Raw genomic sequence first — 22,017 nt, forward strand, 5'->3', positions numbered from 1 at the left:
GCGGGGCCCGCTCCCCACGCCGCCGTCCGCCGCCCGGCCGCCCCCCTCCGTCCTGGGGTCCTTGTCCGTCGGGTCCGCCTACGGTTGTCGGGGGGGGGGGGGGGGCGCCCCCCCCCCCCCCCACTTCGCTGTCTGCGCGCCTCTCGCGAGGGCTACTTCTTCTTGCCGCGCTTCTCGCGGACCCGCACCGAGATATGAATCGGGGTGCCCTCGAAGCCGAACTCCTCACGCAGCCTGCGCTCCACGAAGCGCCGGTAGCCGTGCTCAAGGAAGCCGGATGCGAAGAGGACGAAGCGCGGGGGCTTGGTGCCGGCCTGGGTTCCGAACAGGATCCGCGGCTGCTTGCCGCCGCGGATCGGGTGCGGATGCGCCGAGACCAGTTCCCCGAGGAAGGCGTTGAGGCGACCGGTCGGCACCCGGGTCTCCCATCCCTCCAGGGCCGTCTCGATCGCCGGGACCAGCTTCTCCATGTGCCGACCGGTGCGGGCGGACACGTTGACCCGAGGTGCCCAGGCGACCTGCTGCATCTCGGTCTCGATCTCGCGCTCGAGGTAGTAGCGGCGCTCCTCGTCGAGAGTGTCCCACTTGTTGTACGCGATGACGAGCGCGCGGCCCGCCTCGACGGCCATGGTGATGATCCGCTGGTCCTGGACGGAGATGGACTCGCTGGTGTCGATGAGGACCACGGCGACCTCGGCCTTCTCGACGGCGGCCGCGGTACGCAGCGAGGCGTAGTAGTCGGCGCCCTCCTGGAGGTGGACCCGCTTGCGGATGCCCGCGGTGTCCACGAACTTCCAGGTCGTGCCGCCGAGTTCGATGAGCTCGTCCACGGGGTCGCGGGTGGTGCCGGCCATCTCGTTGACGACGACGCGGTCTTCGTTCGCGACCTTGTTCAGCAGGGACGACTTGCCGACGTTCGGACGGCCGATGAGCGCGATCCGCCGGGGGCCGCCGATCGCGTTGCCGAAGGTCTGGGCGGGGGCCTCGGGCAGGGCCTTGAGCACCTCGTCCAGAAGGTCTCCGGTGCCGCGGCCGTGCAGTGCGGAGACCGGGAACGGCTCGCCGAGGCCGAGGGACCAGAGCATGGCGGCGTCGGCCTCGGCGGAGGGGCCGTCGACCTTGTTGGCTGCGAGGACGACGGGCTTCCCGGCCCTGCGCAGCAGCTTGACGACGGCCTCGTCGGTGTCGGTGGCGCCGACGGTGGCGTCCACGACGAACACGACGGCGTCGGCGGCCTCGATCGCGAACTCGGCCTGGGCGGCGACGGAGGCGTCGAGACCGAGGACGTCCTGCTCCCAGCCGCCGGTGTCGACGAGCTTGAAGCGCCGTCCGGCCCACTCCGCCTCGTAGGTCACCCGGTCGCGGGTGACCCCGGGCCGGTCCTCCACGACGGCCTCGCGGCGGCCGATGATCCGGTTGACGAGGGTCGACTTGCCGACATTGGGCCGGCCGACGACGGCGAGTACCGGCAGTGGGCCGTGACCGGCCTCCTCGATGGCGCCTTCGACGTCCTCCCGGTCGAAGCCCTCCTCCGCGGCGAGCTCCATGAACTCCGCGTACTCGGTGTCGCCGAGTGCCCCGTGGTCGTGCTGGTCGTTCATGAAGTCCGTTCCCTGTTCTTCCGTGGTGATCGGTGGGCTCGCGCGGGCCGGTGAGGCCGGGAACCCACTACTGAAGTCTGGCTCAGCGCCCGGTGAGGCGCCTGGCGTTTTCCAGGTGGGTGGTGAGCCGCTTCTGGATGTGTACGGTCGCGTCGTCCAGCACCTTGCGGGTGCGTCTGCCGGTCCCGTCGCCCTCGGTGAAGGCCTCGCCGAAGACGACGTCGACGTTGCTGCGCAGCGGAGGCAGCGCGGGTATCAGCCGTCCGCGCCGCTGGCTGCTTCCCAGCACGGCGACCGGGACGATCGGAGCCCCCGAGCGTACGGCGAAATAGGCGAGTCCGGAGCGGATCGAGGTGAAGTCTCCCTCGCCTCGGGTGCCCTCCGGGAAGATACCGAGAACCCCACCGCTCTCGAGCACCGCGAGGGCGGAGGTGATGGCCGCGCGGTCGGCGCTGGTGCGGTCCACTTCGAGCTGGCCGATCCCGCGCAGGAACCTGCCGAGCGGACCGATGAAGGCCTCCCGTTTGATCAGGAAGTGCACCGGCCTGGGGGCGCAGCCCATCAGCATCGGGCCGTCGATGTTGTGGGCGTGGTTGACGGCAAAGATCACGGGACCACTGGCCGGGACATGCCAGGCTCCCAGCACGCGCGGCTTCCACAGCGTGTACATGAGCCCGATCCCGATCCGTCTGCCGACGGCGGCACCTCTCCCTGAGGGAACAGCCGGCATGGTCACCGGGCGGCCCGCTTCTCCTCGACCAGCGTGACGACACACTCGATGACCTGCGAAAGCGTGAGTTCGGTGGTGTCGACCTCGACGGCGTCGCCGGCCTTGGCGAGCGGCGAGGTCTTACGGCTGGAGTCGGCGGCGTCGCGCTTGATCAGCGCCTCGCGGGTGGCGTCGAGCCCGCTGGCCTCCTTGCCCTTCAGCTCACCGCTGCGGCGGGCGGCGCGGGCCTCGGCGGACGCGGTCAGGAAGATCTTGAGGTCGGCGTCGGGCAGGACGGTCGTGCCGATGTCCCGCCCCTCGACGACGATGCCCTTCTCGGCCGCTGCCGCCACGGTCCGCTGGAGATCGGTCATCCGGGCGCGCACCTCGGGTACCGCGCTGACGGCGCTGACCTTGGAGGTGACCTCCTGGGTACGGATGGGGCCCGAGGCGTCCGTACCGTCCACTCTGATGGTGGGGGCGAGGGGGTCGGTGCCGGACTCGATGACGGGCTTCTCGGCGGCACTGGCGATCGCGACCGGGTCGCTGGTGTCGATCCCGTTGCTGATCATCCACCAGGTGATCGCCCGGTACTGCGCACCGGTGTCCAGGTAGCTGAGCCCCAGCTCGGCAGCGACCGCCTTCGAGGTGCTCGACTTGCCCGTGCCGGAGGGGCCGTCGATGGCGACGATCACGGATTCCACGGTGTCGGAGACCTTCCTCGTACGCGTATGCGGGCAGGCCGGAATGCCAAGGTGCCCCGCACAAGGTTACCGAGTGCGGGGCGGGGTCCGTGCACCCGTTCATATCGGCTGCTTAATGACCTTGTTCTTGCCGGCTGCCCGATGCCCTTGGCCGGGGCTCCCGACCTGCCCAGGGTGCCTACTGGCGCAGCGCCCAGCCCCGCTCCCGCAGCGAGGCGCTGAGGACCGGGGCGCTGGCGGGCTCCACCATGAGCTGCACCAGACCCGCCTGCTGGCCCGTGGCGTGCTCGATGCGGACATCCTCGATGTTGACGCCCGCACGGCCCGCGTCGGCGAAGATCCGGGCCAGCTCGCCGGGCTGGTCGCTGATGAGGACGGCGACGGTCTCGTACGCGGCGGGGGCGGCGCCGTGCTTGCCCGGGACACGCTCGCGTCCCGCGTTGCCACGGCGCAGCACGTCCTCGACGCCGGTGGCGCCGTCGCGCCGCTTGTCCTCGTCGGACGACTGGAGGGCGCGCAGTGCGCGGACCGTCTCGTCGAGGTCGGCGGCGACCCCCGCAAGGATGTCGGCGACCGGGCCGGGGTTCGCGGAGAGGATGTCGATCCACATCCGGGGGTCGGAGGCCGCGATACGGGTCACGTCCCGGATGCCCTGGCCGCACAGCCTGACCGCGGTCTCGTCGGCGTCGGCCAGCCGCGCCGCGACCATGGACGAGATGAGCTGCGGGGTGTGGGAGACCAGCGCCACCGCGCGGTCGTGGGCGTCCGCGTCCATGACCACGGGCACGGCCCGGCACAGCGCGACCAGTTCCAGGGCCAGATTGAGCACCTCGGTGTCGGTGTCCCGGGTCGGGGTGAGCACCCAGGGGCGCCCTTCGAAGAGGTCGGCGGTCGCGGCCAGCGGGCCCGAGCGCTCCCTGCCCGACATGGGGTGCGTACCGATGTATTTGGACATGTCCACGCCGAGCGCTTCCAGATCCCGCCGCGGCCCGCCCTTCACGCTGGCCACGTCGAGGTATCCGCGCGCGGCCCCGGCGCGGATCGCCTCCGCGAGCGCGGCGGGCACATACGCGGGCGGTACGGCCACGATCGCGAGGTCCACCTGCCCGTCGGGTGCCTCGTCCGTACCGGCGCCGAGCGCCGCCGCCGTCCTGGCCTGCGCCGGGTCGTGGTCCCTGAGGTGCACGCTGACGCCCCGCCCGGCCAGTGCCAGCGCGGCGGAGGTGCCGATCAGCCCCGTTCCGATGACAAGCGCCGTCCTCACTGGGCGATGTCCTTGCGCAGAGCAGCCGCCGCACCGAGGTACACGTGCGCGATCTCGGGCTTGGCCTTCTCGGATTCGACGTGCGCGAGGATCCGTACGACCCGGGGCATCGCACCCCGGATGTCCAGCTCCTGGGCGCAGATCAGCGGAACGTCCACGATGCCGAGGCCACGCGCCGCCGCAGCCGGGAAGTCGCTGTGCAGATCGGGGGTGGCCGTGAACCAGATACTGATCAGATCATCGGTGGTGAGCCCGTTGCGCTCCAGGATGGCGGTGAGCAGCAGACTGACCTGCTCGTCCATGTGCCCGGCTTCGTCCCGTTCCAGCTGGACGGCTCCCCGGACGGCTCGTACCGCCACGTCGTGCTCCTTTGCTCGTGCTCGGCGAGTGCTCAGGTCAGCGTAGTCAGCCGCCCGGACGCACCGGCGCGGCGACCGCCCTGCGAGACAGGACGGGCGCCGCGGCACGGTCGGTGCGCGGACAGGTCACATCCGCTGCGACTTGATCAGCTCCTCCAGGGAGCCGGCCTTCGGGAGCTCACCGTTGGGGGTCAGCTTGTCGACGGCCTTCGGCAGGGACTGGGCGATCTCGTCCGCGGCCTGCTGCGGGGTCACACCGCTCTGCTGCGCGACCTTGTCCAGCGTCTCGTTCGGCAGCGCCTCGGCGATCTGCGAGCCGCTGACCGGCTTGTTCTGGCCGGTGCCGATCCAGGACTGAGCCTGCTCGACCAGACCGGACTTGTTGAGCATGTCCATCAGGCCACTGAGCGGACTGCCGTTGGACGGGGCCTTCCCGTTGCCGCTGAACGCGTTGAGCAGGGCGCCGAGGATGTTTCCGGCACCGCCCTGACCGTTGCCGCTCTGGCCTCCGCCGAGCAGATTCCCCAGAAGACTGCCGAGATCGTTTCCCGCCATGGTCCTGCCTTTCGCGTAGGAGACGGGGGATCACGGACAATGTCACCCACGCCCGGCACTACCGCCACCCGGAGCATCACGGATTGTCGACCACTGGACACTCGATGTGATGTCGGTTTGCATGGACACAACCCTGTCCGCCGCCCCTGCGGAAGGCGCCGATGAAGCATCCAGGACCACTGATCACCCTGTTCGCCGGACTGGTGCTCGGGCTGTTCATGCTGTCGCTCAACGCCACCACCGGCGAGCCCTCACCCGCGGCGGTGAAACGTCCGGCGCAGAGCCGGTCACCGGGCCCGAGCACGCCGGCACCGCGGTCTCCGGCCACGGTCCCGGCGACGAGCCCGGTGGCCCGGCCGCAGACCGAGTACGCGGGCCGCACAGCCGACGACACCGCCTCCGTCGCGATCTCGCTGCGCGGGGACAGGGCCATCGCGTACTTCTGCGACGGACACACCCAGGAGGCCTGGCTGCGGGGCCCGGTCGAGGACGACGGGGACATGCATCTGACCAGCACCGACACCGACGCCAGGCTGGACGGCTTCCTCGACGCGGGCAGGGTCACCGGAACCGTCCGGATCAACGGCCGCGACCATCTGTTCACCGCCCCGAAGGCGGGCAAACCGGCCGGGCTCTACCGCGCCACGGCGGAGGTACGCGGTGCCGAACTCAAGGGCGGCTGGATCATCACGCAGGACGGCCGCCAGGTCGGGATCGTCACCCGCGCCGGCGAGACTTCAGCGGCTCCCCCGATCGACCCGGCCACCGGTGCCGTCACGGTGGACGGAACCCAGCTGACCGCCCGCCCCGTAGTCCCCTGAGCGTCCCCGAGCGTCCCTGAGGTGCGTCTGTCATGAGCGTGGACCCGAACGCGCACAGCGGAGGCTACCCGCCCCCGCCGCCCCCACCCCCGTCCCAGCCCCCGTCCGAGCCGGAGCTCGCCGGCCCCGGCGCGACGCGCTTCCTGGTCCCCGCCCTGGTCGGCGCGGCGGTCGCGGTCGTCCTCGGGGTGTACGGGAAGGTGCACACCCCTGCGGCCACCGCCTTCAACCTGGCCGGATTCAGCAGCCCGAGCGCGGTGAAGGCATGGCTGGCCACGGTGGCGCTCGCCCTGGCGCTGGTACAGCTGGTCTCGGCACTGACGATGTACGGCCAGATGCCGGGGCTTCGCGCCCGGCCCTGGACCCCCGTGCTGCACCGCTGGTCGGGCCGGGTCGCGTTCCTGGTGACGGTGCCGGTGGCAGTGCACTGCCTGTACGCGCTGGGCTTCCAGACGGACACCCCGCGTGCGCTGTGGCACTCGCTGCTGGGCTGCTTCTTCTTCGGGGCGTTCAGCGCGAAAATGTTGCTGTTGCGTATGGAGCGACTGCCGGGGTGGCTGCTGCCTGTCGTCGGCGGAGTGGTCTTCGTCGTGCTCACCATGCTGTGGCTCACCTCGGCGCTCTGGTTCTTCCGCACGTTTGGAGTGACGGCATGACTGAGCGCAGGAGCGACCCGCCGGGCGACGGGGTACGCGGCCAGGGCAGCAGCCGCCGTACCGTGCTCGCATCCGGAGCCGCCGTCCTCGTGGCGGCAGGCTGCACCCGGTACGGGGAGGACACCGGTGGCGGCGAGTCGTTCGCCCCCGAGCCCGGCTCACCGACGGCCGCCCAGCCCGGAGGCGAGCGGCTGGGCACGACCGCCGAAGTCCCCGAGGGCGGCGGAAAGGTGTTCACCGCGCAGAAGGTCGTGGTGACCCAGCCGGAGAAGGGCGACTTCAAGGCGTTCACGGCGGTCTGCACCCATCAGGGCTGCCTGGTCGACAAGGTGGCGAACGGCACGATCGACTGCCCCTGCCACGGCAGTGAGTTCCGCGTCACGGACGGCTCCGTGGCCAGGGGTCCCGCGACCCGTCCCCTGGCGGCCAAACCGATCGCCGTCTCCAAGGGAGAGATCAGACTCGCCTGACACACCCCCCGGTCACATAGCCTTCGCCCATGACCCCCGAGGCGCTGATACGTGACCACACCGTCTACTCCTGTGTGATGGGCTCCCGGGCCTTCGGCCTGGCGACGGACGGCAGCGACACGGACCTCCGCGGGGTCTTCCTGGCCCCCGCCCCGCTCTACTGGCGATTCGACAAGCCCCCGACCCATGTGGAGGGTCCGGCGGACGAGCAGTTCAGCTGGGAGCTTGAACGCTTCTGCGAGCTGGCACTGCGCGCCAACCCGAACGTCCTGGAGTGCCTGCACTCCCCGCTCGTCGAGCGCATCGACGACACCGGACGCGAACTGCTCGCCTTGCGCGAGGCGTTCCTGTCGCGCCAGGCGCATGAGACCTTCGTCCGCTACGCCCTGGGCCAGCGCCGCAAACTGGACGCCGACGTACGCCGGCATGGGGCGCCCCGCTGGAAGCACGCCATGCATCTGCTGCGCCTGCTGGCGTCCTGCCGCGATCTGCTGCGCACGGGGCGGCTGGTCATCGAGGTCGGCGAGGACCGCGAGCGGCTGCTCGCGGTGAAGCGCGGCGAGGTGCCCTGGGCCGAGGTGGAGTCCTGGATGACCCGGATCTCCGACGAGGCCGACCGGGCCGTCATCGGCACCCCGCTGCCCGGGGAGCCGGACCGCCGCCGGGTCGAGGACTTCCTGGTGCGTGCGCGCAGGGCGTCGGCCGCGAGCTGACGAAGCGGACGGTCACGCCGGTCCGGCCACGGCACCCGCACCCGGCGCCAGGCGCACCCGTACGACGAAGTCGTCCAGGGCGGCAAACGCCTCCGGCTCCGGGGGCAGTTCCGTCCGTTCCTGTGCCAGGTCCAGCTCGGCGTGCAGCGCCTCGACGTCCGCGCGGACCGACTCGGTGTCGACCACGGCCGGACCGTGCTCGGCCTCCGTCTTGGCCGCGATGAGCTCGGACAGATAGCCGGGCGCCTTCACCTCCCCGAGGAGAGTGGGCAGATGTGCCTGCACCTGCCCGGTGCGCATCAGGTGGATACCCGTGAGCAGCGCCCTGAAGGTGTAGAGCAACGGCTTCAGTTCGCCGGTCCTGTCGAACAGCCGCCACTGGGTGCCCGCGAAGCCCCGGTAGTGGTGCGCGTGGTGGCTGGTGAGCACACCCGGTGCCAGGGTCACCAGCTCGGCGTGCTGCTGCGTCGTGTGGACGACCAGCGGCGAAAGCAGCTGCTCCAGCACGTAGCCGTTGCGCCGCAGCATCAGCCGTACGAACTTCCGCAGATCGTGCGTCACGAGGTCCAGCTCGGTGCCGTCCCGGTCCCATATCCGGGACCGGGTCTCCTCCGGGTCGCGCAGCCCCACGATCCGCTCCACCGGCAGCACATGGACCCCCCGCAGGTCCACATCGGAGTCCCGGGAAGGAAATCCGTACAGGTGGGCGCCGGAGACCGTGGCGAAGACAAGGGCGTCCGGCTGATCGGCGACGACAGGGCTGAGGTCCAGGCTCAGGGCATCCAGCATGGATCAAGCATCCCAGAGCGCTCCGAGCGTCAGCAGTTCGCTGCGGTACTCGATGCGCTCCGCCCATTCCTTGGGCCATACCGCCGCTCCCAGGTGCGCCCCCGCGAACGCCCCCGCGAGACAGGCGATCGAGTCGGAGTCGCCCCGGGTGCAGGCGGCCCGGCGCAGGGCCAGAAGCGGCTGTTCGGGGAAGAGCAGGAAGCAGTGCAGAGCGGTGGCGAGGGCTTCTTCGGCGATCCAGCCGTCGCCCGTCGCGATGCACGGGTCGACCTCCGGGTCCGGTTCACGCAGCGCCGCCGCCACGCGCTCCAGGACGGCGAGGCATTCGTCCCAGCCGCGCCGGATGAAGTCCTCGGGTGAGGCGTCATGGGCGCGGGTCCACAGGTCGCCGAGCCAGCGGTGGTGGTAGCGGGAGCGGTTCTCGTACGCGTACGAGCGCAGCCGGCCGACGAGACCGAGCGGCTCCGTTCCCTGGGCGAGCAGGAACACCGCGCGTGCCGTGAGGTCTGAGGCGGCGAGCGCCGTGGGGTGGCCATGGGTGAGCGCTGCCTGGAGCTGTGCGGCGCCTGCGCGCTGTCCTTCGCTGAGGCGGGGTACGAGTCCGACCGGCGCGACGCGCATGTTCGCCCCGCAGCCCTTGGAGCCGATCTGGCTGGCGTCCTGCCAGGGCCTGTCGCTGTCGAGCTTCTCGCAGGCGACGAGACAGGTGCGTCCGGGGGCCCGGTTGTTGTCCGGTGAGTGGTACCAGACCACGAACTCCTCGCGCACGGGTTTCGTCATCCGCAGCGGGTCGAGCGGGCCCCGGTCCATCGCCGTGCGAATGCCCCGGGCGACCGCCAGGGTCATCTGGGTGTCGTCGGTGACGATCGCGGGCTTCGGCAGCGCCATGTCCCGCCAGGGCCCGCACTTGGCGAGGATCGAGGGCACGTCGTTGAACTCGGTGGGGAAGCCGAGTGCGTCTCCGAGTGCCAGTCCGGTCAGGGTGCCGGTGGCCGCCCGCTTGGTGGCGGTCCTCATCGTGGCCCTGTCGTTCGCGGACCTGTCATTCGCGGTCATTTCGCGCTCCTTCCGGTCGCAGCAGTGGTGGGTGCAGGGCTTTCGCGGGCCCCGCGCGATAGAGCGCGGCCGGCTTGCCCCGGCCGCCGGTCAGGCGCGCCCCGCCCGCCACCGCCTCGACGAAGCCAGGGGTGGTGAGGACCTTGCGCCGGAAGTTGGGGCGGTCGAGCTCGACGCCCCAGACGGTCTCGTAGACCTGCCGCAGCTCGCCGAGGGTGAACTCGGGGGCGCAGAAGGCGGTCGCGAGGCAGGAGTACTCGAGCTTCGCGCCGATGCGGTCGTGGGCGTCGGCGAGGATGCGGTCGTGGTCGAAGGCGAGGGGGCCGTGGCCGGCCCAGGGGACCCACTGCGCGTGTGCGGCGTCGCCTCCGCCGTGCGGCTCCGGGAGGTCGGGGACGAGTGCGGCGTAGGCGACCGACACCACCCGCATCCGGGGGTCGCGGTCCGGATCGCTGTAGGTCCGAAGCTGTTCGAGGTGCAGGGCGGCGACGGTGGTCTCGGACAGCCCGGTCTCCTCGGCGAGTTCACGGCGGGCGGCCCGGCCGGCGGACTCGCGGGGCAGGATGAAGCCGCCCGGCAGGGCCCAGGCGCCCTTGTAGGGGTCCTGGCCCCGCTCGATCAGCAGGACGTGGAGCTGTCCGTCGCGGACCGTGAAGACGGCGAGGTCGACAGTGACCGCGAAGGGCGGGAAGGCGTGCGGGTCGTACGCGCCCGGGTCGCGTTTCCCAGTGGGGTCGGGCATCCGTTCACCGCCTTTCCGGCAGCGGATCGGCGAGCCGCCAGCCGTCGGCGAGCAGCGCGTCGACGGTGGCGAGTGCTGTGGCCAGCCGCTGCTCGTGGGGGCCGCTCAGGGTGAGGAACCGCCGCCCGGTGGCGGTGAGCCGCTCGGCGAAGCGCCCGGTCATCCAGGGCCGGAGGTGCTCTCCGTCACGCAGCCCGTCGTCTTCGAACGGCACATCCCGGTGGTCGGTGAGCAGCCACAGGTCGGCATGTCCGCGCGCCGCGACCTCCTCGACCTCGACACTGGGTGCGCCCATGTAGCGCTCGTGCCAGATGGTGGTGGCGAAGGCGTCGGTGTCGCAGATGAGCACGGGTGAGCCGGTGCGGGCCGCGGCGTCCTCGAGTGCGGCCTGCCGCCGTGCGATCAGCGGGAAGTCCTCGGTGCGGAAGCTGACGTCGGACCAGGTGGCACCGGGTCGCTCGGCCCGCAGCATGGCAAGCCGGTGCTCGCTGAACTCCCTGCCGTACTCGGGTACGCAGCCGGTGCGCGACCAGATCCCCCCGCGTGCCCTGAGCTGCCGCGCGAGCGCCCGGGCCAGTGTGGTGGTACCGGTCGACTCCGCGCCGATGACCACGATCCGTCGTGCCAGGGCCGCGCGCACGGGCGGCTCCAGGAAGTCCCAGCAGCCCACGGGATCCTTGCGCACGGCGGTCCCGGACACCGGGAAGACCGTACGGGCGGGATCGACACAGACGGCTTCGGCCCGGAAGCGGCGGGCGAGTTCGGCGCCGTAGGGCTCCGAGGTGAAGACGGCGTCAACCCGCCGGGGTACGGCGGCGCGGAACACCGCCATGTGGGCGTCCCAGACGGCAGGGTCGGTGAGGTCGACGGGGATGTCGTCCACGGCGCCCACGACGTCGGCGTCCGGATGCACCTCCCGCATCCATGCCACGCGGTCCTCGAGCGGTATCGACTCGACGGACGCGGCGCAGACCAGCACGGTGAGCCGCTCGCAGCGGTCGCGAGCCGTGCGGACCAGGTGGTGGTGCCCGGCGTGCGGCGGATAGAACTTGCCGAGCACAAGCCCGTGTGCGTAGCGCTTCATGCCGCCGTCGCCTCCATCGGGCGCGGCGCCCGCGCCGCTGCCTGGTCGCGAGACCAGGAGCGCAGACCGTTGGCGCACAGGGCCAGGAACCCGGCGTAGAGCAGCGCGGTCAGATACAGCTCCTTGTACGCGTACAGCGGCACGTAGACGACATCCGCGGCGATCCAGAGCCACCAGGACTCCAGCCGCTTGCGGCACTGGCCGTAGGTCGCCATGAGGGAGAGCGCGGTGGTCAGGGCGTCCCAGAAGGGGACGGTCGAGTCGGTGACGTGGTCCAGCAGCAACGTGAGGCCGAGGGTGCCCACCACCCCCGCCGCGAGCAGCCACGTCCACTCGGCACGCGTGGTGCGCCGTACCGGGAGGGCGCCGGAGCCTGGTCCACCCCCGTGGGCCCAGGTCCACCAGCCGTATGCGGCGAGGGTGATGAAGACGACCTGGAGCGCCGCGTCGGCGTACAGGCCCGCCTGTGTGAACAGCAGGATGAACAGCGCGTTGTTGGCGATGCCGATGGGCCAGTTGGCGATGTGCTGCCGGGCGACCAGCCACACACAGACCGCGCCGCTGCCGAAACCGAGCACCTCGGTCCAGCTGACCGGGGTGCCGAGCAGCGTGAACATCGGTCGCTGCAACGGTTCGAGCACATCTGCCAGGTCCACGCCCATCCCCCTTAAGAGTCACTCTGACTATAAAGCGGGAAGGGTGGCTGGGCAAGCGCGATGCGGACCGTTTCCACCCGTCCCTGGGCCTGCTTCAGGACCAACGACAGGGCCTGATCGGCACAGCGGTGCGTGTTAGCCTCGCCGTGGAGGCTCGTATGTGCCTGCCCCGGACGAGATGTGCGCCGTACCCGGCCCGCCAAGACGACGCACTCGAGGGATCGTCATGGGTGCCCGTACCTCTCTGATCGACTTCACCGGAGCGACTCCCAGGCCTCGTGCGCTGGATGTGAGGTGGATCCACGGCTCGCCGTCGGCCAAGCACAACACCGACCCGGACATCCAGGTCCACGCCTACGACGAACACACCTTCGTCCTCCGGCAGAACATGGCGATCGACTACGAAGCGCCGTTCCTGTTCCTGCTGTTCGGCAACACCCGGGCGCGACTATCCGATCCGCACCGTCTACCAGCCCGCCGAGCCCCCACTGCAGATGACCACCGGCCACCTGCGCGACATCCGCGCGGCGCTGGAGGAGTGCGGCGCCCGGCCGAGCCGCCGCGCCTTCCCGCTCTTCGTGCTGTGTCCCAGCCAATGAGCGGCACGAACAGACCGGGTCCCGTTCGCTCGGGGCGTGCGGCCGCACCTCCGTCGGCGTCGTACCGCTCCGTGAACGGCGTCAGTACGCTGTGCCCGGCCCGGGAGCGCCGGGACGAGCCCCGGGACGGGAGTCACCAGGCATGGACAAGCCGCTGCTGCACCAACGGTATCCGCAGCTCGCCGCCTCCCTCCCCCATGTACCGCTCGGCGATGGGCCGACGCCCGTACGCGAACTGACAGGGCTTGCCCGCGGTGTGACGCTGTGGTGCAAGGACGAGAGCGGATACGGCTCGGGTGGCTGGGGCGGCAACAAGGTCCGCAAGCTGGAGTGGATCCTCCCCGATGTACGCCGCCGGGGCGCGCGCACCATCCTCACAGTGGGCGGGCTCGGCACGAACTGGGGCCTGGCGACCGCACTCTACGCCCGGGGCCAGGGCCTGGACACCGCACTGGCCCTCATCGACCAGCCGGTCGACGACCATGTGCGGGAGCAGTTGCGGCGGCTTCGGCGGTCGGGCGCAACCCTGCACTTCACCCACACCAAGGCGCGCACCGTCGCGGCGGCCCCCTGGCTCTTCCTGCGCCATGCGCGCGGCGGACGAATGCCGTACTTCCTGCCCGCCGGCGGCTCGGCCCCGGTCGGCACCCTCGGCTACACCGAGGCAGCGTTCGAACTCGCGGCACAGGTGGCCGCCGGGGACCTCCCCGAGCCGTCCCATGTCGTCACCGCCGTCGGCTCGGGCGGCACCGCAGCCGGACTGGCACTGGGCCTTCGGCTCGCGGGCCTTGAGCGCACCCGGGTCGTGGGCGTGGTCGTCAACGACACCCTGCGCCTCGACGCACCAGCCATCGCCGCCCTGGCCCGACGGACCGGACGACTGCTGCGCGAGCGCGGTGCGGACCTTCCGGCGCCCGGGATCACCCCGGACGATGTGACCATGGTGCGGGACTGGCTGGGCCCGGGCTACGGCCACAGCACTCCGGAGGCTCTCGCCGCGCTGCGCCTCGCCGCGGAGAGGGAGAGCAGGCTCGGGCTCGAACCCGTCTACACGGCGAAGGCGCTGGCCGCGCTGATCTCCATGGCGGAGGAAGGCCGCCTCGGCAGCGGGCCCGTGCTCTTCCTCCAGACCCACGGCCCCCGGGACACGGACTGAGCGCGCACGGGGCGGCTTGTCCTGGACCGGCAGCTCTCAGCGCATCAGAGGGGCAGTCCGGCGAGCCCCCAGCGGCGTCGTCCGGGTGGGCCGAGGCCTCGGCCCAGCCCCTGAAGCAGCACGCGGAAGTGCCTCACGCCGGTCGTGCGGAGGGCAATCCCCATGAGGTGTGCCGGTCGGCGACCAGGAACGCGATATGAGGGCTGCCGGTCGGCACCAGGAACGCGACAGCCACGCCCGTGCGATGACACCGCGTCCTCTCCGTCCCGTCGGCACGGGCGTTCCTCAGGCGCCCGCCAGGGAGTCCCGCAATCTCCGGGCCTGCCGGACCACTTGGGAGGAGCCCGGTCGCCCGGCAATGGCAGCGACCTCGGGGATGGCGCCCCGCGCCCCCGACAGCGCCGCGGAATCCGCCCCTACGGCGAGCAGCGGGCCGTGCAGTTGCGGCCTGGTGTGGGCCAGCAGCCCGGGAAGGGCGGCGGCCATGACGTTCCACACCGGGGCCGCGCCTCCCGGTATCCCGCCCGCGGCACGGAGTGAGTCCGTGAGCAGGGGCACCTTCAGGGTGCCGAGACCGACGAGTTCGGCGATCTCACGACCGAGCAGGGCCCCGTCCAACCCGCCCCGGCCGGCAAGCGTGACGAGCGCGCGGGCGGCGGCCAGCCGGTCGGCCTCCGGCACCGCCGCGAGTCCGTAGGCCAGGGCCAGATGCACGGCGGGACCGGCAGGGCCCTCGCTCGCGGCCAGCGCCGGGAGGAACTCCGCCCCGCTGCGGCCGTCCTGGTCGGCGACCGACGCCACCTCCGCCAGCTGCCTGGCCGCGACGATCTCCGGATGCCATGGAAGCACCGAGGCGGCATGCGCGTCACGGGAGTGCGGACCGGAGTGCGGGCAGGAGATGTGCGGCTCGTATGCCCGAAACAGCGACCAGAAACGCCGAGGGAACTCCCCCCGCCCCTCGATGGCCTCCGTACCGATCAGCACCCGCCGCCCGGTCCGGTATCCCCGGCGCCTGCTCGGCCGCTGCGGCTCGCCCGCCTCGCGCTCGCGCCAGGACCCCGGCCGGGGCAGGCCGCCCTGCCGCAGCCAGCCGACCACGCGGGGGCCGTCGGGAAGCTCCAGCTTCTCCGCCGCCCGCAGTACGTCGGGCTCGACCGGACCGCCGCCGCAGCGCAGCAGCGCAAGACCCAGATCGGCCGCACCGGGCCGGACACCGGCACGCTCGTGGGCGGAAAGGCGGGCGACGAGGTCCTGCGGCTCCACGGCCCCGCCGGGTCTGCTCGGCCGCGACAGCAGGCACGGTATGGCGTCCCCGCTGCGCAGCCGCTGGACGAGCTCACCCGTACGTGCGCCGAAGGCATAGTCCGTCGCCTGATGCTGGCACAGCTCGAGCCAGCCCGAACCACCGCTCCCGCCGGCGGGCCCCGGCCTCAGGCCGTGGGACACGATGTGCCGGAGGAGCCGTCCGCCCCCCAGCAGGTGCCGGGCCGCCCCAACGGGGGGCGTGCCGGCACCGGACGAAAGCGCCTCGACCAGCGCGTCTGGGTCGCGGAACCCCCAGAACAGCACCGAGTCGAGCAGCCGCTCGAAGGCGGGCACATCGCTGCCTTCCCGGGCGCACAGGTCCGCGACCTCCTCGGCCAGCAGGGCGAGCGGCATCGCGGTGGATTCCCCCTCGATCATGTGCCGAAGGCTATCCGCCGGTACTGACAACGCGCCTGTTCGCCCAGAGCCCCTCAGGAGTCGGGGCGCCCTGGGTGGCTCAGAGGCCGACTTCCTTCATCAGCATGCCGACCTCGGTGTTGGTCAGCCTGCGCAGCCAGCCCGACTTCTGGTCGCCCAGCGCGATCGGTCCGAAGGCGGTGCGCACCAGCTTGTCGACCGGGAAACCGGCTTCGGCGAGCATGCGGCGCACGATGTGCTTGCGGCCCTCGTGGAGGGTGACTTCGACCAGGTAGTTCTTCCCGGTCTGCTCCACGACCCGGAAGTGGTCGGCGCGGGCGTACCCGTCCTCGAGCTGGATGCCGTCCTTGAGGCGCTTGCCGACCTCGCGCGGCAGGGGACCCTGGATGGCCGCGAGATAGGTCTTCTTGACGCCGTACTTGGGGTGCGTGAGGCGGTGGGCCAGCTCGCCGTGGTTGGTGAGCAGGATGATGCCCTCGGTCTCGGTGTCGAGCCTGCCGACGTGGAAGAGACGGGTCTCACGGTTGGTGACGTAGTCTCCGAGGCACTGGCGGCCGTCCGTGTCCTCCATGGTGGAGACGACACCTGCGGGCTTGTTGAGCGCGAAGAACTGGTGCGACTGGGTCGCGACCGTGAGCCCGTCGACCTTGATCTCGTCGTTCTCCGGGTCGACCCGGAGGCCCTGCTCGACCACGATCGAGCCGTTGACCTCGACCCGGGCCGCGTCGATCAGCTCCTCGCACGCACGCCGCGAGCCGTAGCCGGCCCTGGCCAGCACCTTCTGCAACCGCTCGCCCTCCTGCTCGGCCCCGGGGAAGGTCTTGGGGGTCTTGATCTCCGGCTTGTCCGCGTAACGTGCGCGGTTGCGCTCCTCGGTGCGCGCCTCGTACTCGCGCGAACGCGACGGGGCCGTACGACCGCCTCCACCGCGCTGCTGCGCGGACTGCTTGGGCCCGCCCTTGGCGCCGCCCCGGGCAGCCGTGCCACGGCCCTTTCGGGGGCCTTCGGACGCGGACCCTCCGACGTCGTAGCGGCGCTCCTCGGGACGGGGCTTGCCCTCGCGCTTCTGCTTGTCGTCGCGCGAGTTACCGGCACCCCGGTAGTTACCGCGTCCGCTGCTGTTCCTGCCGCTGCTTCGCATCAAAGTTCCGTCGTCGTCGTGTCGTCATCGTCTGCGTCCGGAGCATCCGGATCGAACGACGGAACCCCTTCCAGGGTCTCGGCCTCGATCGCCTCCGCCTCCGGAAGGAACGGAGCGAGCTCGGGGAGCTCGTCCAGGCCGCGCAGGCCCATCCGCTCCAGGAAGTAGTTCGTCGTCCTGTACAGGATCGCACCTGTTTCGGGTTCCGCGCCCGCCTCCTCCACCAGACCGCGCTGAAGCAGGGTGCGCATGACGCCATCGCAGTTCACTCCGCGTACGGCCGAGACCCGTGACCGGCTGACCGGCTGCCGGTAGGCGACCACGGCGAGGGTCTCCAGGGCCGCCTGGGTCAGCCGGGACTGCTGCCCGTCGAGTACGAAGCGCTCGACGGCGGCGGCGTGCTCGGGGCGGGTGTAGTAGCGCCAGCCGCCCGCGACCAGCCGCAGCTCGAAGCCGCGCCCCTGGACGGTGTACTCGTCCGCCAGCTCACGCAGGGCGTCCGCGACCTCCCTGCGGGGCCGTTCGAGCACTTTGGCCAGGTGTTCCTCAGTGGCCGGCTCGTCGACCACCATGAGGACCGCCTCCAGTGCCGGCTTGAGCGGCGGCCTGGGATCCCCCGTGGCCGGGTCGCCTTCGCCGGTCAGGGCGGCGTCCACGGCGGGGTCCGGGTCCGTGTCCACGGCGGGGTCCAGGTCCACGTCGCTCACGCCTTCTCCTCCGCGGTCTCGGGGGCACGGTCGAATTCGTCGGTGACCTGCGCGGTGGAATCACCACCGGCCCAGGTGACGGTCAGCTCCCCCAGGGCGTCCTCCTGGTCGAGGACGACGGCCTTGTCACGATAGAGCTCCAGCAGCGCCAGGAAGCGGGCGACCACGGTCAGGGTGTCGCCGGCGCCCTCGGTCAGCTCGCGGAAGCTGACCCTGCCGCGCTCCCGCAGCATGGCCACGACCAGCTCGCCCTGCTCCCGCACGCTGACGAGCGGCGCATGAATGTGGTCCACATAGACCTCGGGCCTGGGCTTCGGCTGCATGGCCTTGACGGCCAGCCTGGCGAAGCCTTCCGCACCGATGCTGATCACGACCTCGGGGAGCAGCTCGGCGTGGTGGTCCTCGAGGCCGACGGTCCGGGGATAGCGCCTGGCCTCCTCCTCCAGCCGCCCGTTGAAGATCTCCGCGATCTGCTTGTATGCGCGGTATTGCAGCAGGCGTGCGAACAGCAGGTCCCGCGCCTCCAGCAGCGCCAGGTCCGCCTCGTCCTCGACCTCGGCGGCGGGCAGCAGCCGGGCCGCCTTCAGGTCGAGCAGGGTCGCCGCGACCACGAGGAACTCTGTGGTCTGGTCGAGGTCCCAGTCGGGTCCCATGGCCCGGATGTGGGCCATGAACTCGTCGGTGACCTTGGACAGGGCGACCTCGGTCACGTCCAGCTTGTGCTTGGAGATCAGCTGGAGGAGCAGGTCGAAGGGGCCCTCGAAGTTGGCCAGCCGCACGGTGAAGCGTCCGTCGTCGGCCGTGGCGGGGCGTTGCCGACCCTCTTCGGGCTCGCCGGGCTCGCACTCCCCGGGCTCGGCCGGAACCGCCACCTCAGCGGCATCCCTGCCGGGTGGCTCCGTCACCGCTGCCGTCCCCGTCTCCGGCACCCCCGCCACCACGGGCGGATCCTGTTGCGGTACCACCGCGGCAGGAGGCTCCACCGGCTCAGGAGGCACGGGGGCGAGCGGAGGCTGGTCCGTCGCTCGTGGCCCGGACGCGCCCGGGCCGCGGCCCAGCACGCGGCGCGACGCGCGCGCAGCGGGGGCGGCAGGGTCATCGGTCGGGGACATCACGGTCCAGGGTGTCCAGGGTGCGGAAAAGGTACGGGCGCGCGCAGGCTACCCCGTCAGCGACCGCGCAGACGCCGCACCAGGATGCTCGCGTCGCCGCGGGACTCCAGATCCGCCAGTACGACGGCAACCGCCTCGCGCACGATCCGTCCCCGGTCGACGGCGAGCCCGTGTTCCCCGCGCAGCACCAGACGGGCGTGCTCCAGGTCCATCAGCTCTTCGGCCGAGACATAGACGGTGATCTTCTCGTCGTGGCGCTCACGGCCGCTGGGACGCCGGTTGGAGCCGCGTCCGCGGCGCCTGGGCGCCGCCCCCGTGGCCGGAGCGGCAGCGGCCGCGGCACGCCCCGTGCCCGGGGCTGCCTGGACGGTCGGCGCCGCGGTCTCACTCTCCGCGGCGGCTCCCCGGCTGCGCGGCACGGCCGTCTCGGCCTCCGCCGGAGCGTGCTCCTCCCCCGCCGGAGAGGGCGGGCCGGCCGGGGCTGGCGCACCGGCCGGGGGCTCGTCCGCCGAGGCTGCCGGTGCCGGCACCCTCGCCTCCCCGTTGGCCGTGCTCGCCCCCCGCCTCGGGGACGACGGCTGGAGCGCCGTGCCCCCGGTCGTACGGAACAGCTCGTCGGCTCCGGGCAGACTCACTCGGCGTGACACCGGGCGAGCACCTCCCTGGCGAGCTGGCGATAGGCGGCGGCACCGACCGAGTTACTGGCGTAGGTCGTGATGGGCTCGCCCGCGACCGTGGTCTCCGGGAAGCGCACCGTACGCCCGATGACCGTGTGGTAGACGTGGTCGTCGAAGGCCTCGACGACACGCGCCAGCACCTCGCGGCTGTGGACCGTGCGCGAGTCGTACATCGTGGCGAGGATGCCGTCGAGCTCCAGCTCGGGGTTGAGCCGCTCCTGGACCTTCTCGATGGTCTCCGTCAGCAGCGCGACACCGCGCAGCGCGAAGAACTCGCACTCCAGCGGCACGATGACCTTGTGAGCCGCCGTCAGGGCGTTGACGGTGAGCAGGCCGAGGGACGGCTGGCAGTCGATCACGATGTAGTCGTAGTCCTGCATCAGCGGCTTCAGGGCGCGCTGGAGGGTCGACTCCCGGGCGACCTCGCTCACCAGCTGCACCTCGGCGGCGGAGAGGTCGATGTTGCTCGGCAGCAGGTCCATGTTGGGCACCGCTGTCTTCAGCAGGACCTCGTCGGCGGCCATCCCCCGCTCCATCAGCAGGTTGTAGACCGTGAGGTCGAGCTCCATCGGGTTCACGCCGAGGCCGACCGACAGGGCTCCCTGCGGGTCGAAGTCGACGAGCAGGACACGCCGCCCGTACTCGGCGAGCGCCGCGCCCAGGTTGATGGTCGACGTCGTCTTGCCGACGCCGCCCTTCTGGTTGCACATCGCGATGATCTTCGCGGGGCCGTGATCGGTCAACGGGCCCGGGATCGGGAAGTAGGGCAGCGGCCGCCCGGTGGGGCCGATCCGCTCGCGGCGCTGGCGGGCCGCGTCGGGCGCGAGCGTGGCCGCGTACTCGGGGTCGGGCTCGTACTCGGCGTCTGGGTCGTAGAAGTGCCCCTCGGGCACCCCGTCGAAGTCGGCGAAGTGGGTGGACTCTCGGCCACTCTCGTTGCCGGCCGTGGCGTTCACGTGTTGGCCGTCCATCATCTTCATCGTGTGGGCTGTCGTCGTCGTGTGCTGGTGGGTCGCGGAGGTACGGACAGCGACGGAGCCGACAGCTTCGTGCCCGGACGCAGCACCCTGGTCCTGGGCCGGGGGTGTCCCCACGCCCCCCGGGCGCGGTGGCGGGAATCCCGTGTGACCACCCCCGGGAGAAAATGTCGACTTATTCACAAGTCGTCTTACCTCCTTGGACGTGACCAGGAATTTTATCGATAGGTCAGCGTGGCACTATGCCGACGGTTGGCGACTCTATGGCGTGTCACCGCTCCGCAGCAACACAATCCGCCGGACCCGGCCCGATGTGTCGGCAACCGAACCCCTCGATGTCAAGGGCGCGCGGCACCCGGTCCGCACTTTTCGCGGCTGTGCGAAACGGCTGAAGCGTTGCGTTCGAGGCGAGTTGGGCGTCATCGCATCGTCTCCGGACACACATCCGGCCAGACCCTGTTCATCAAGGTCCGGCCGGATGTGTGATGTTGACGACCTGTATTGACAGATTGGCCTTCGCTGTCGGCTGCTTGCCTGCGCGGGATCAGCCGAGGAGGATGCCGAGCTCCACGGTCTCGAGGCCGTGCGCCTCGGCGACCTCCCGGTAAACGACCTGACCCTCATGGACGTTGAGCCCCTTGGCCAGCGCCGGGTCACGGCGCAGCGCCTCGACCCAGCCGTTGTTCGCGAGCGACACCACGTACGGGAGCGTGGCGTTGGTGAGCGCGTTGGTGGAGGTGCTGGGCACGGCGCCCGGCATGTTGGCGACGCAGTAGAACACCGAGTTGTGCACCGCGAAGGTCGGCTCGGCGTGGGTGGTGGGACGGGAGTCCTCGAAGCAGCCGCCCTGGTCGATCGCGATGTCGACAAGGACACTCCCCGGCTTCATCCGGGAGACCAGCTCGTTGGTGACCAGCTTCGGGGCCTTGGCACCGGGGATGAGCACCGCGCCGATGACGAGGTCGGCGTCGAGGACGGCCTTCTCCAGCTCGTAGGAGTTGGACATGACGGCCTTGACCTTGGTGCCGAAGATCCGGTCGGCCTCACGCAGCTTGTTGATGTCGCGGTCCAGCAGGGTCACGTCGAAGCCCATGCCGACGGCGATCTGCGTGGCGTTCCAGCCGGAGACCCCGCCCCCGATGACGACGGCCTTGGCCGGGGTCACCCCCGGGACGCCTCCGGGCAGCACACCACGGCCGCCGACCGGGCGCATCAGGTGGTACGCGCCGACCTGCGGGGCGAGCCGGCCTGCGACCTCGGACATCGGGGCAAGCAGCGGCAGAGCGCGGCTGGGCAGCTCGACCGTCTCGTAGGCGATGGCGGTGGTGCCGGACTCGACGAGGGCGTCCGTGCACTCCTTGGAGGCCGCCAGGTGCAGGTAGGTGAAGAGGATCTGGTCCTTGCGGAGGCGGTGGTACTCCTCCGCGATGGGCTCCTTGACCTTCAGCACCATGTCGGCGGCGGCCCAGACCTCGTCGGCGGTGGGCAGGATCTGCGCACCGGCCCCGACGAACTCCTCGTCCGTGATCGAGGAGCCCAGACCGGCGTTCGCCTCGATGACGACCTGGTGGCCGTTGCGCACCAGCTCGTGCACTCCGGCGGGGGTGATGGCCACCCGGAACTCGTTGTTCTTGACCTCGCGGGGGATGCCGACCTTCACGTCGATCACGGTCCTTGGCTCAGGGGGATTTTTTATGCATTTCCATACTTACCCGGATATGCGCGGCACACCGGTGGGGGCCAGGACGACGCCCGGCAGAGCCAGTCTAATGAAGGAGTTCGCGCT

General features: G+C 71.2%; 23 protein-coding genes and 1 riboswitch. Of the genes, 5 read left to right on the plus strand and 18 right to left on the minus strand.

Translation table 11 applies throughout. The features are described from left to right. Window positions 1-152: 152 nt before the first annotated feature. The 6 genes from der to ABZ532_RS29035 all read right to left on the minus strand — a co-directional run bounded on the left by der (window position 153) and on the right by ABZ532_RS29035 (window position 5,192). The gene (gene der / locus ABZ532_RS29010; protein ID WP_361290143.1) at window positions 153-1,601 is read right to left on the minus strand and encodes a ribosome biogenesis GTPase Der; all 1,449 of its coding nucleotides are present in this window, start codon (window positions 1,599-1,601) and stop codon (window positions 153-155) included. A gap of 82 nt (window positions 1,602-1,683) precedes the next feature. Next, the gene (locus tag ABZ532_RS29015) at window positions 1,684-2,331 is read right to left on the minus strand and encodes a lysophospholipid acyltransferase family protein (protein WP_361290250.1); all 648 of its coding nucleotides are present in this window, start codon (window positions 2,329-2,331) and stop codon (window positions 1,684-1,686) included. A 2-nt stretch (window positions 2,332-2,333) separates the two neighbouring features. Further along, window positions 2,334-3,014 carry a (d)CMP kinase gene (gene cmk / locus ABZ532_RS29020; RefSeq protein WP_361290146.1) on the minus strand — a complete coding sequence of 227 codons (681 nt, stop codon included), beginning with the start codon at window positions 3,012-3,014 and terminating at the stop codon, window positions 2,334-2,336. A gap of 178 nt (window positions 3,015-3,192) precedes the next feature. Next, on the minus strand, window positions 3,193-4,278 hold the full coding sequence (locus tag ABZ532_RS29025; protein WP_361290149.1) for a prephenate dehydrogenase: 1,086 nt from the start codon (window positions 4,276-4,278) through the stop codon (window positions 3,193-3,195). Beyond that, window positions 4,275-4,637 carry a chorismate mutase gene (aroH, locus tag ABZ532_RS29030; RefSeq protein ID WP_361290152.1) on the minus strand — a complete coding sequence of 121 codons (363 nt, stop codon included), beginning with the start codon at window positions 4,635-4,637 and terminating at the stop codon, window positions 4,275-4,277. Before aroH ends, ABZ532_RS29025 begins: the two co-directional genes overlap by 4 nt. A gap of 126 nt (window positions 4,638-4,763) precedes the next feature. Then, complete coding sequence (locus ABZ532_RS29035) at window positions 4,764-5,192, minus strand: YidB family protein (RefSeq protein ID WP_361290155.1); 429 nt, start codon at window positions 5,190-5,192, stop codon at window positions 4,764-4,766. A gap of 161 nt (window positions 5,193-5,353) precedes the next feature. Between ABZ532_RS29035 and ABZ532_RS29040 the strand changes: the two genes are divergently transcribed. Genes ABZ532_RS29040 through ABZ532_RS29055 form a run of 4 tightly spaced genes read left to right on the plus strand, consistent with a single transcriptional unit; the run spans window position 5,354 to window position 7,852 of the window. Next, a complete protein-coding gene (locus tag ABZ532_RS29040) occupies window positions 5,354-6,013 on the plus strand; it encodes a hypothetical protein (protein WP_361290158.1) in 660 nt (219 codons plus the stop codon). 32 nt (window positions 6,014-6,045) lie between these two features. Then, window positions 6,046-6,669 (plus strand): DUF6529 family protein, encoded by a 624-nt coding sequence (locus tag ABZ532_RS29045; RefSeq protein WP_361290161.1) that lies wholly within the window; start codon window positions 6,046-6,048, stop codon window positions 6,667-6,669. Continuing rightward, the gene (locus tag ABZ532_RS29050; RefSeq protein WP_361290164.1) at window positions 6,666-7,139 is read left to right on the plus strand and encodes a Rieske (2Fe-2S) protein; all 474 of its coding nucleotides are present in this window, start codon (window positions 6,666-6,668) and stop codon (window positions 7,137-7,139) included. Before ABZ532_RS29045 ends, ABZ532_RS29050 begins: the two co-directional genes overlap by 4 nt. A 29-nt stretch (window positions 7,140-7,168) precedes the next feature. After that, a complete protein-coding gene (locus ABZ532_RS29055; RefSeq protein WP_361290167.1) occupies window positions 7,169-7,852 on the plus strand; it encodes a nucleotidyltransferase domain-containing protein in 684 nt (227 codons plus the stop codon). Window positions 7,853-7,864: 12 nt separating this feature from the next. Here ABZ532_RS29055 and ABZ532_RS29060 read toward each other — a convergent pair whose 3' ends face one another. Genes ABZ532_RS29060 through pnuC form a run of 5 tightly spaced genes read right to left on the minus strand, consistent with a single transcriptional unit; the run spans window position 7,865 to window position 12,179 of the window. Next, on the minus strand, window positions 7,865-8,641 hold the full coding sequence (locus tag ABZ532_RS29060) for a nucleotidyltransferase domain-containing protein (protein ID WP_361290170.1): 777 nt from the start codon (window positions 8,639-8,641) through the stop codon (window positions 7,865-7,867). Window positions 8,642-8,644: 3 nt separating this feature from the next. After that, entirely contained in the window at window positions 8,645-9,697 is a 1,053-nt protein-coding gene (locus ABZ532_RS29065) for an ADP-ribosylglycohydrolase family protein (RefSeq protein WP_361290173.1), read from the minus strand. Continuing rightward, window positions 9,684-10,439 carry an NUDIX domain-containing protein gene (locus tag ABZ532_RS29070; protein WP_361290176.1) on the minus strand — a complete coding sequence of 252 codons (756 nt, stop codon included), beginning with the start codon at window positions 10,437-10,439 and terminating at the stop codon, window positions 9,684-9,686. The genes ABZ532_RS29065 and ABZ532_RS29070 overlap by 14 nt, the downstream gene beginning before the upstream one ends. 4 nt (window positions 10,440-10,443) lie before the next feature. Further along, window positions 10,444-11,523 (minus strand): AAA family ATPase, encoded by a 1,080-nt coding sequence (locus ABZ532_RS29075; RefSeq protein WP_361290179.1) that lies wholly within the window; start codon window positions 11,521-11,523, stop codon window positions 10,444-10,446. Continuing rightward, on the minus strand, window positions 11,520-12,179 hold the full coding sequence (gene pnuC, locus ABZ532_RS29080; protein ID WP_361290182.1) for a nicotinamide riboside transporter PnuC: 660 nt from the start codon (window positions 12,177-12,179) through the stop codon (window positions 11,520-11,522). The genes ABZ532_RS29075 and pnuC overlap by 4 nt, the downstream gene beginning before the upstream one ends. A gap of 146 nt (window positions 12,180-12,325) precedes the next feature. After that, window positions 12,326-12,393: riboswitch (guanidine-III (ykkC-III) riboswitch) on the plus strand. Window positions 12,394-12,920: 527 nt separating this feature from the next. Between pnuC and ABZ532_RS29085 the strand changes: the two genes are divergently transcribed. Beyond that, window positions 12,921-13,934 carry a pyridoxal-phosphate dependent enzyme gene (locus ABZ532_RS29085; protein ID WP_361290185.1) on the plus strand — a complete coding sequence of 338 codons (1,014 nt, stop codon included), beginning with the start codon at window positions 12,921-12,923 and terminating at the stop codon, window positions 13,932-13,934. Window positions 13,935-14,219: 285 nt separating this feature from the next. Here ABZ532_RS29085 and ABZ532_RS29090 read toward each other — a convergent pair whose 3' ends face one another. The 7 genes from ABZ532_RS29090 to ald all read right to left on the minus strand — a co-directional run bounded on the left by ABZ532_RS29090 (window position 14,220) and on the right by ald (window position 21,891). Beyond that, window positions 14,220-15,617: a hypothetical protein gene (locus tag ABZ532_RS29090; protein WP_361290188.1), complete on the minus strand. Its 1,398-nt coding sequence runs from the start codon at window positions 15,615-15,617 to the stop codon at window positions 14,220-14,222. A 79-nt stretch (window positions 15,618-15,696) separates the two neighbouring features. Then, entirely contained in the window at window positions 15,697-16,758 is a 1,062-nt protein-coding gene (locus tag ABZ532_RS29095) for a pseudouridine synthase (RefSeq protein WP_361290191.1), read from the minus strand. Beyond that, window positions 16,758-17,414: an SMC-Scp complex subunit ScpB gene (scpB, locus tag ABZ532_RS29100; protein WP_361290253.1), complete on the minus strand. Its 657-nt coding sequence runs from the start codon at window positions 17,412-17,414 to the stop codon at window positions 16,758-16,760. Before scpB ends, ABZ532_RS29095 begins: the two co-directional genes overlap by 1 nt. A 47-nt stretch (window positions 17,415-17,461) precedes the next feature. Further along, window positions 17,462-18,577: a segregation/condensation protein A gene (locus tag ABZ532_RS29105; RefSeq protein ID WP_361290194.1), complete on the minus strand. Its 1,116-nt coding sequence runs from the start codon at window positions 18,575-18,577 to the stop codon at window positions 17,462-17,464. Between the two features lie 56 nt (window positions 18,578-18,633). Further along, the gene (locus ABZ532_RS29110) at window positions 18,634-19,224 is read right to left on the minus strand and encodes a hypothetical protein (RefSeq protein ID WP_361290197.1); all 591 of its coding nucleotides are present in this window, start codon (window positions 19,222-19,224) and stop codon (window positions 18,634-18,636) included. Beyond that, window positions 19,209-20,348: a ParA family protein gene (locus ABZ532_RS29115; protein ID WP_361290200.1), complete on the minus strand. Its 1,140-nt coding sequence runs from the start codon at window positions 20,346-20,348 to the stop codon at window positions 19,209-19,211. The genes ABZ532_RS29110 and ABZ532_RS29115 overlap by 16 nt, the downstream gene beginning before the upstream one ends. 427 nt (window positions 20,349-20,775) lie before the next feature. Next, a complete protein-coding gene (gene ald / locus ABZ532_RS29120) occupies window positions 20,776-21,891 on the minus strand; it encodes an alanine dehydrogenase (protein ID WP_361290257.1) in 1,116 nt (371 codons plus the stop codon). Window positions 21,892-22,017 lie beyond the last annotated feature (126 nt).

This window comes from Streptomyces sp. NPDC019396 (assembly GCF_040632375.1).
Classification (GTDB): Bacteria; Actinomycetota; Actinomycetes; order Streptomycetales; family Streptomycetaceae; genus Streptomyces.

Bases quoted from the DNA above. Each gene is read 5' to 3' on its own strand.
- der (WP_361290143.1), bottom strand. From the start codon at position 1,601: ATGAACGACCAGCACGACCACGGGGCACTCGGCGACACCGAGTACGCG.
- ABZ532_RS29015 (WP_361290250.1), bottom strand. From the start codon at position 2,331: ATGCCGGCTGTTCCCTCAGGGAGAGGTGCCGCCGTCGGCAGACGGATC.
- ABZ532_RS29035 (WP_361290155.1), bottom strand. From the start codon at position 5,192: ATGGCGGGAAACGATCTCGGCAGTCTTCTGGGGAATCTGCTCGGCGGA.
- ABZ532_RS29040 (WP_361290158.1), top strand. From the start codon at position 5,354: ATGAAGCATCCAGGACCACTGATCACCCTGTTCGCCGGACTGGTGCTC.
- ABZ532_RS29045 (WP_361290161.1), top strand. From the start codon at position 6,046: ATGAGCGTGGACCCGAACGCGCACAGCGGAGGCTACCCGCCCCCGCCG.
- ABZ532_RS29050 (WP_361290164.1), top strand. From the start codon at position 6,666: ATGACTGAGCGCAGGAGCGACCCGCCGGGCGACGGGGTACGCGGCCAG.
- ABZ532_RS29055 (WP_361290167.1), top strand. From the start codon at position 7,169: ATGACCCCCGAGGCGCTGATACGTGACCACACCGTCTACTCCTGTGTG.
- ABZ532_RS29060 (WP_361290170.1), bottom strand. From the start codon at position 8,641: ATGCTGGATGCCCTGAGCCTGGACCTCAGCCCTGTCGTCGCCGATCAG.
- ABZ532_RS29065 (WP_361290173.1), bottom strand. From the start codon at position 9,697: ATGACCGCGAATGACAGGTCCGCGAACGACAGGGCCACGATGAGGACC.
- ABZ532_RS29070 (WP_361290176.1), bottom strand. From the start codon at position 10,439: ATGCCCGACCCCACTGGGAAACGCGACCCGGGCGCGTACGACCCGCAC.
- ABZ532_RS29075 (WP_361290179.1), bottom strand. From the start codon at position 11,523: ATGAAGCGCTACGCACACGGGCTTGTGCTCGGCAAGTTCTATCCGCCG.
- ABZ532_RS29085 (WP_361290185.1), top strand. From the start codon at position 12,921: ATGGACAAGCCGCTGCTGCACCAACGGTATCCGCAGCTCGCCGCCTCC.
- ABZ532_RS29090 (WP_361290188.1), bottom strand. From the start codon at position 15,617: ATGATCGAGGGGGAATCCACCGCGATGCCGCTCGCCCTGCTGGCCGAG.
- ABZ532_RS29095 (WP_361290191.1), bottom strand. From the start codon at position 16,758: ATGCGAAGCAGCGGCAGGAACAGCAGCGGACGCGGTAACTACCGGGGT.
- ABZ532_RS29105 (WP_361290194.1), bottom strand. From the start codon at position 18,577: ATGTCCCCGACCGATGACCCTGCCGCCCCCGCTGCGCGCGCGTCGCGC.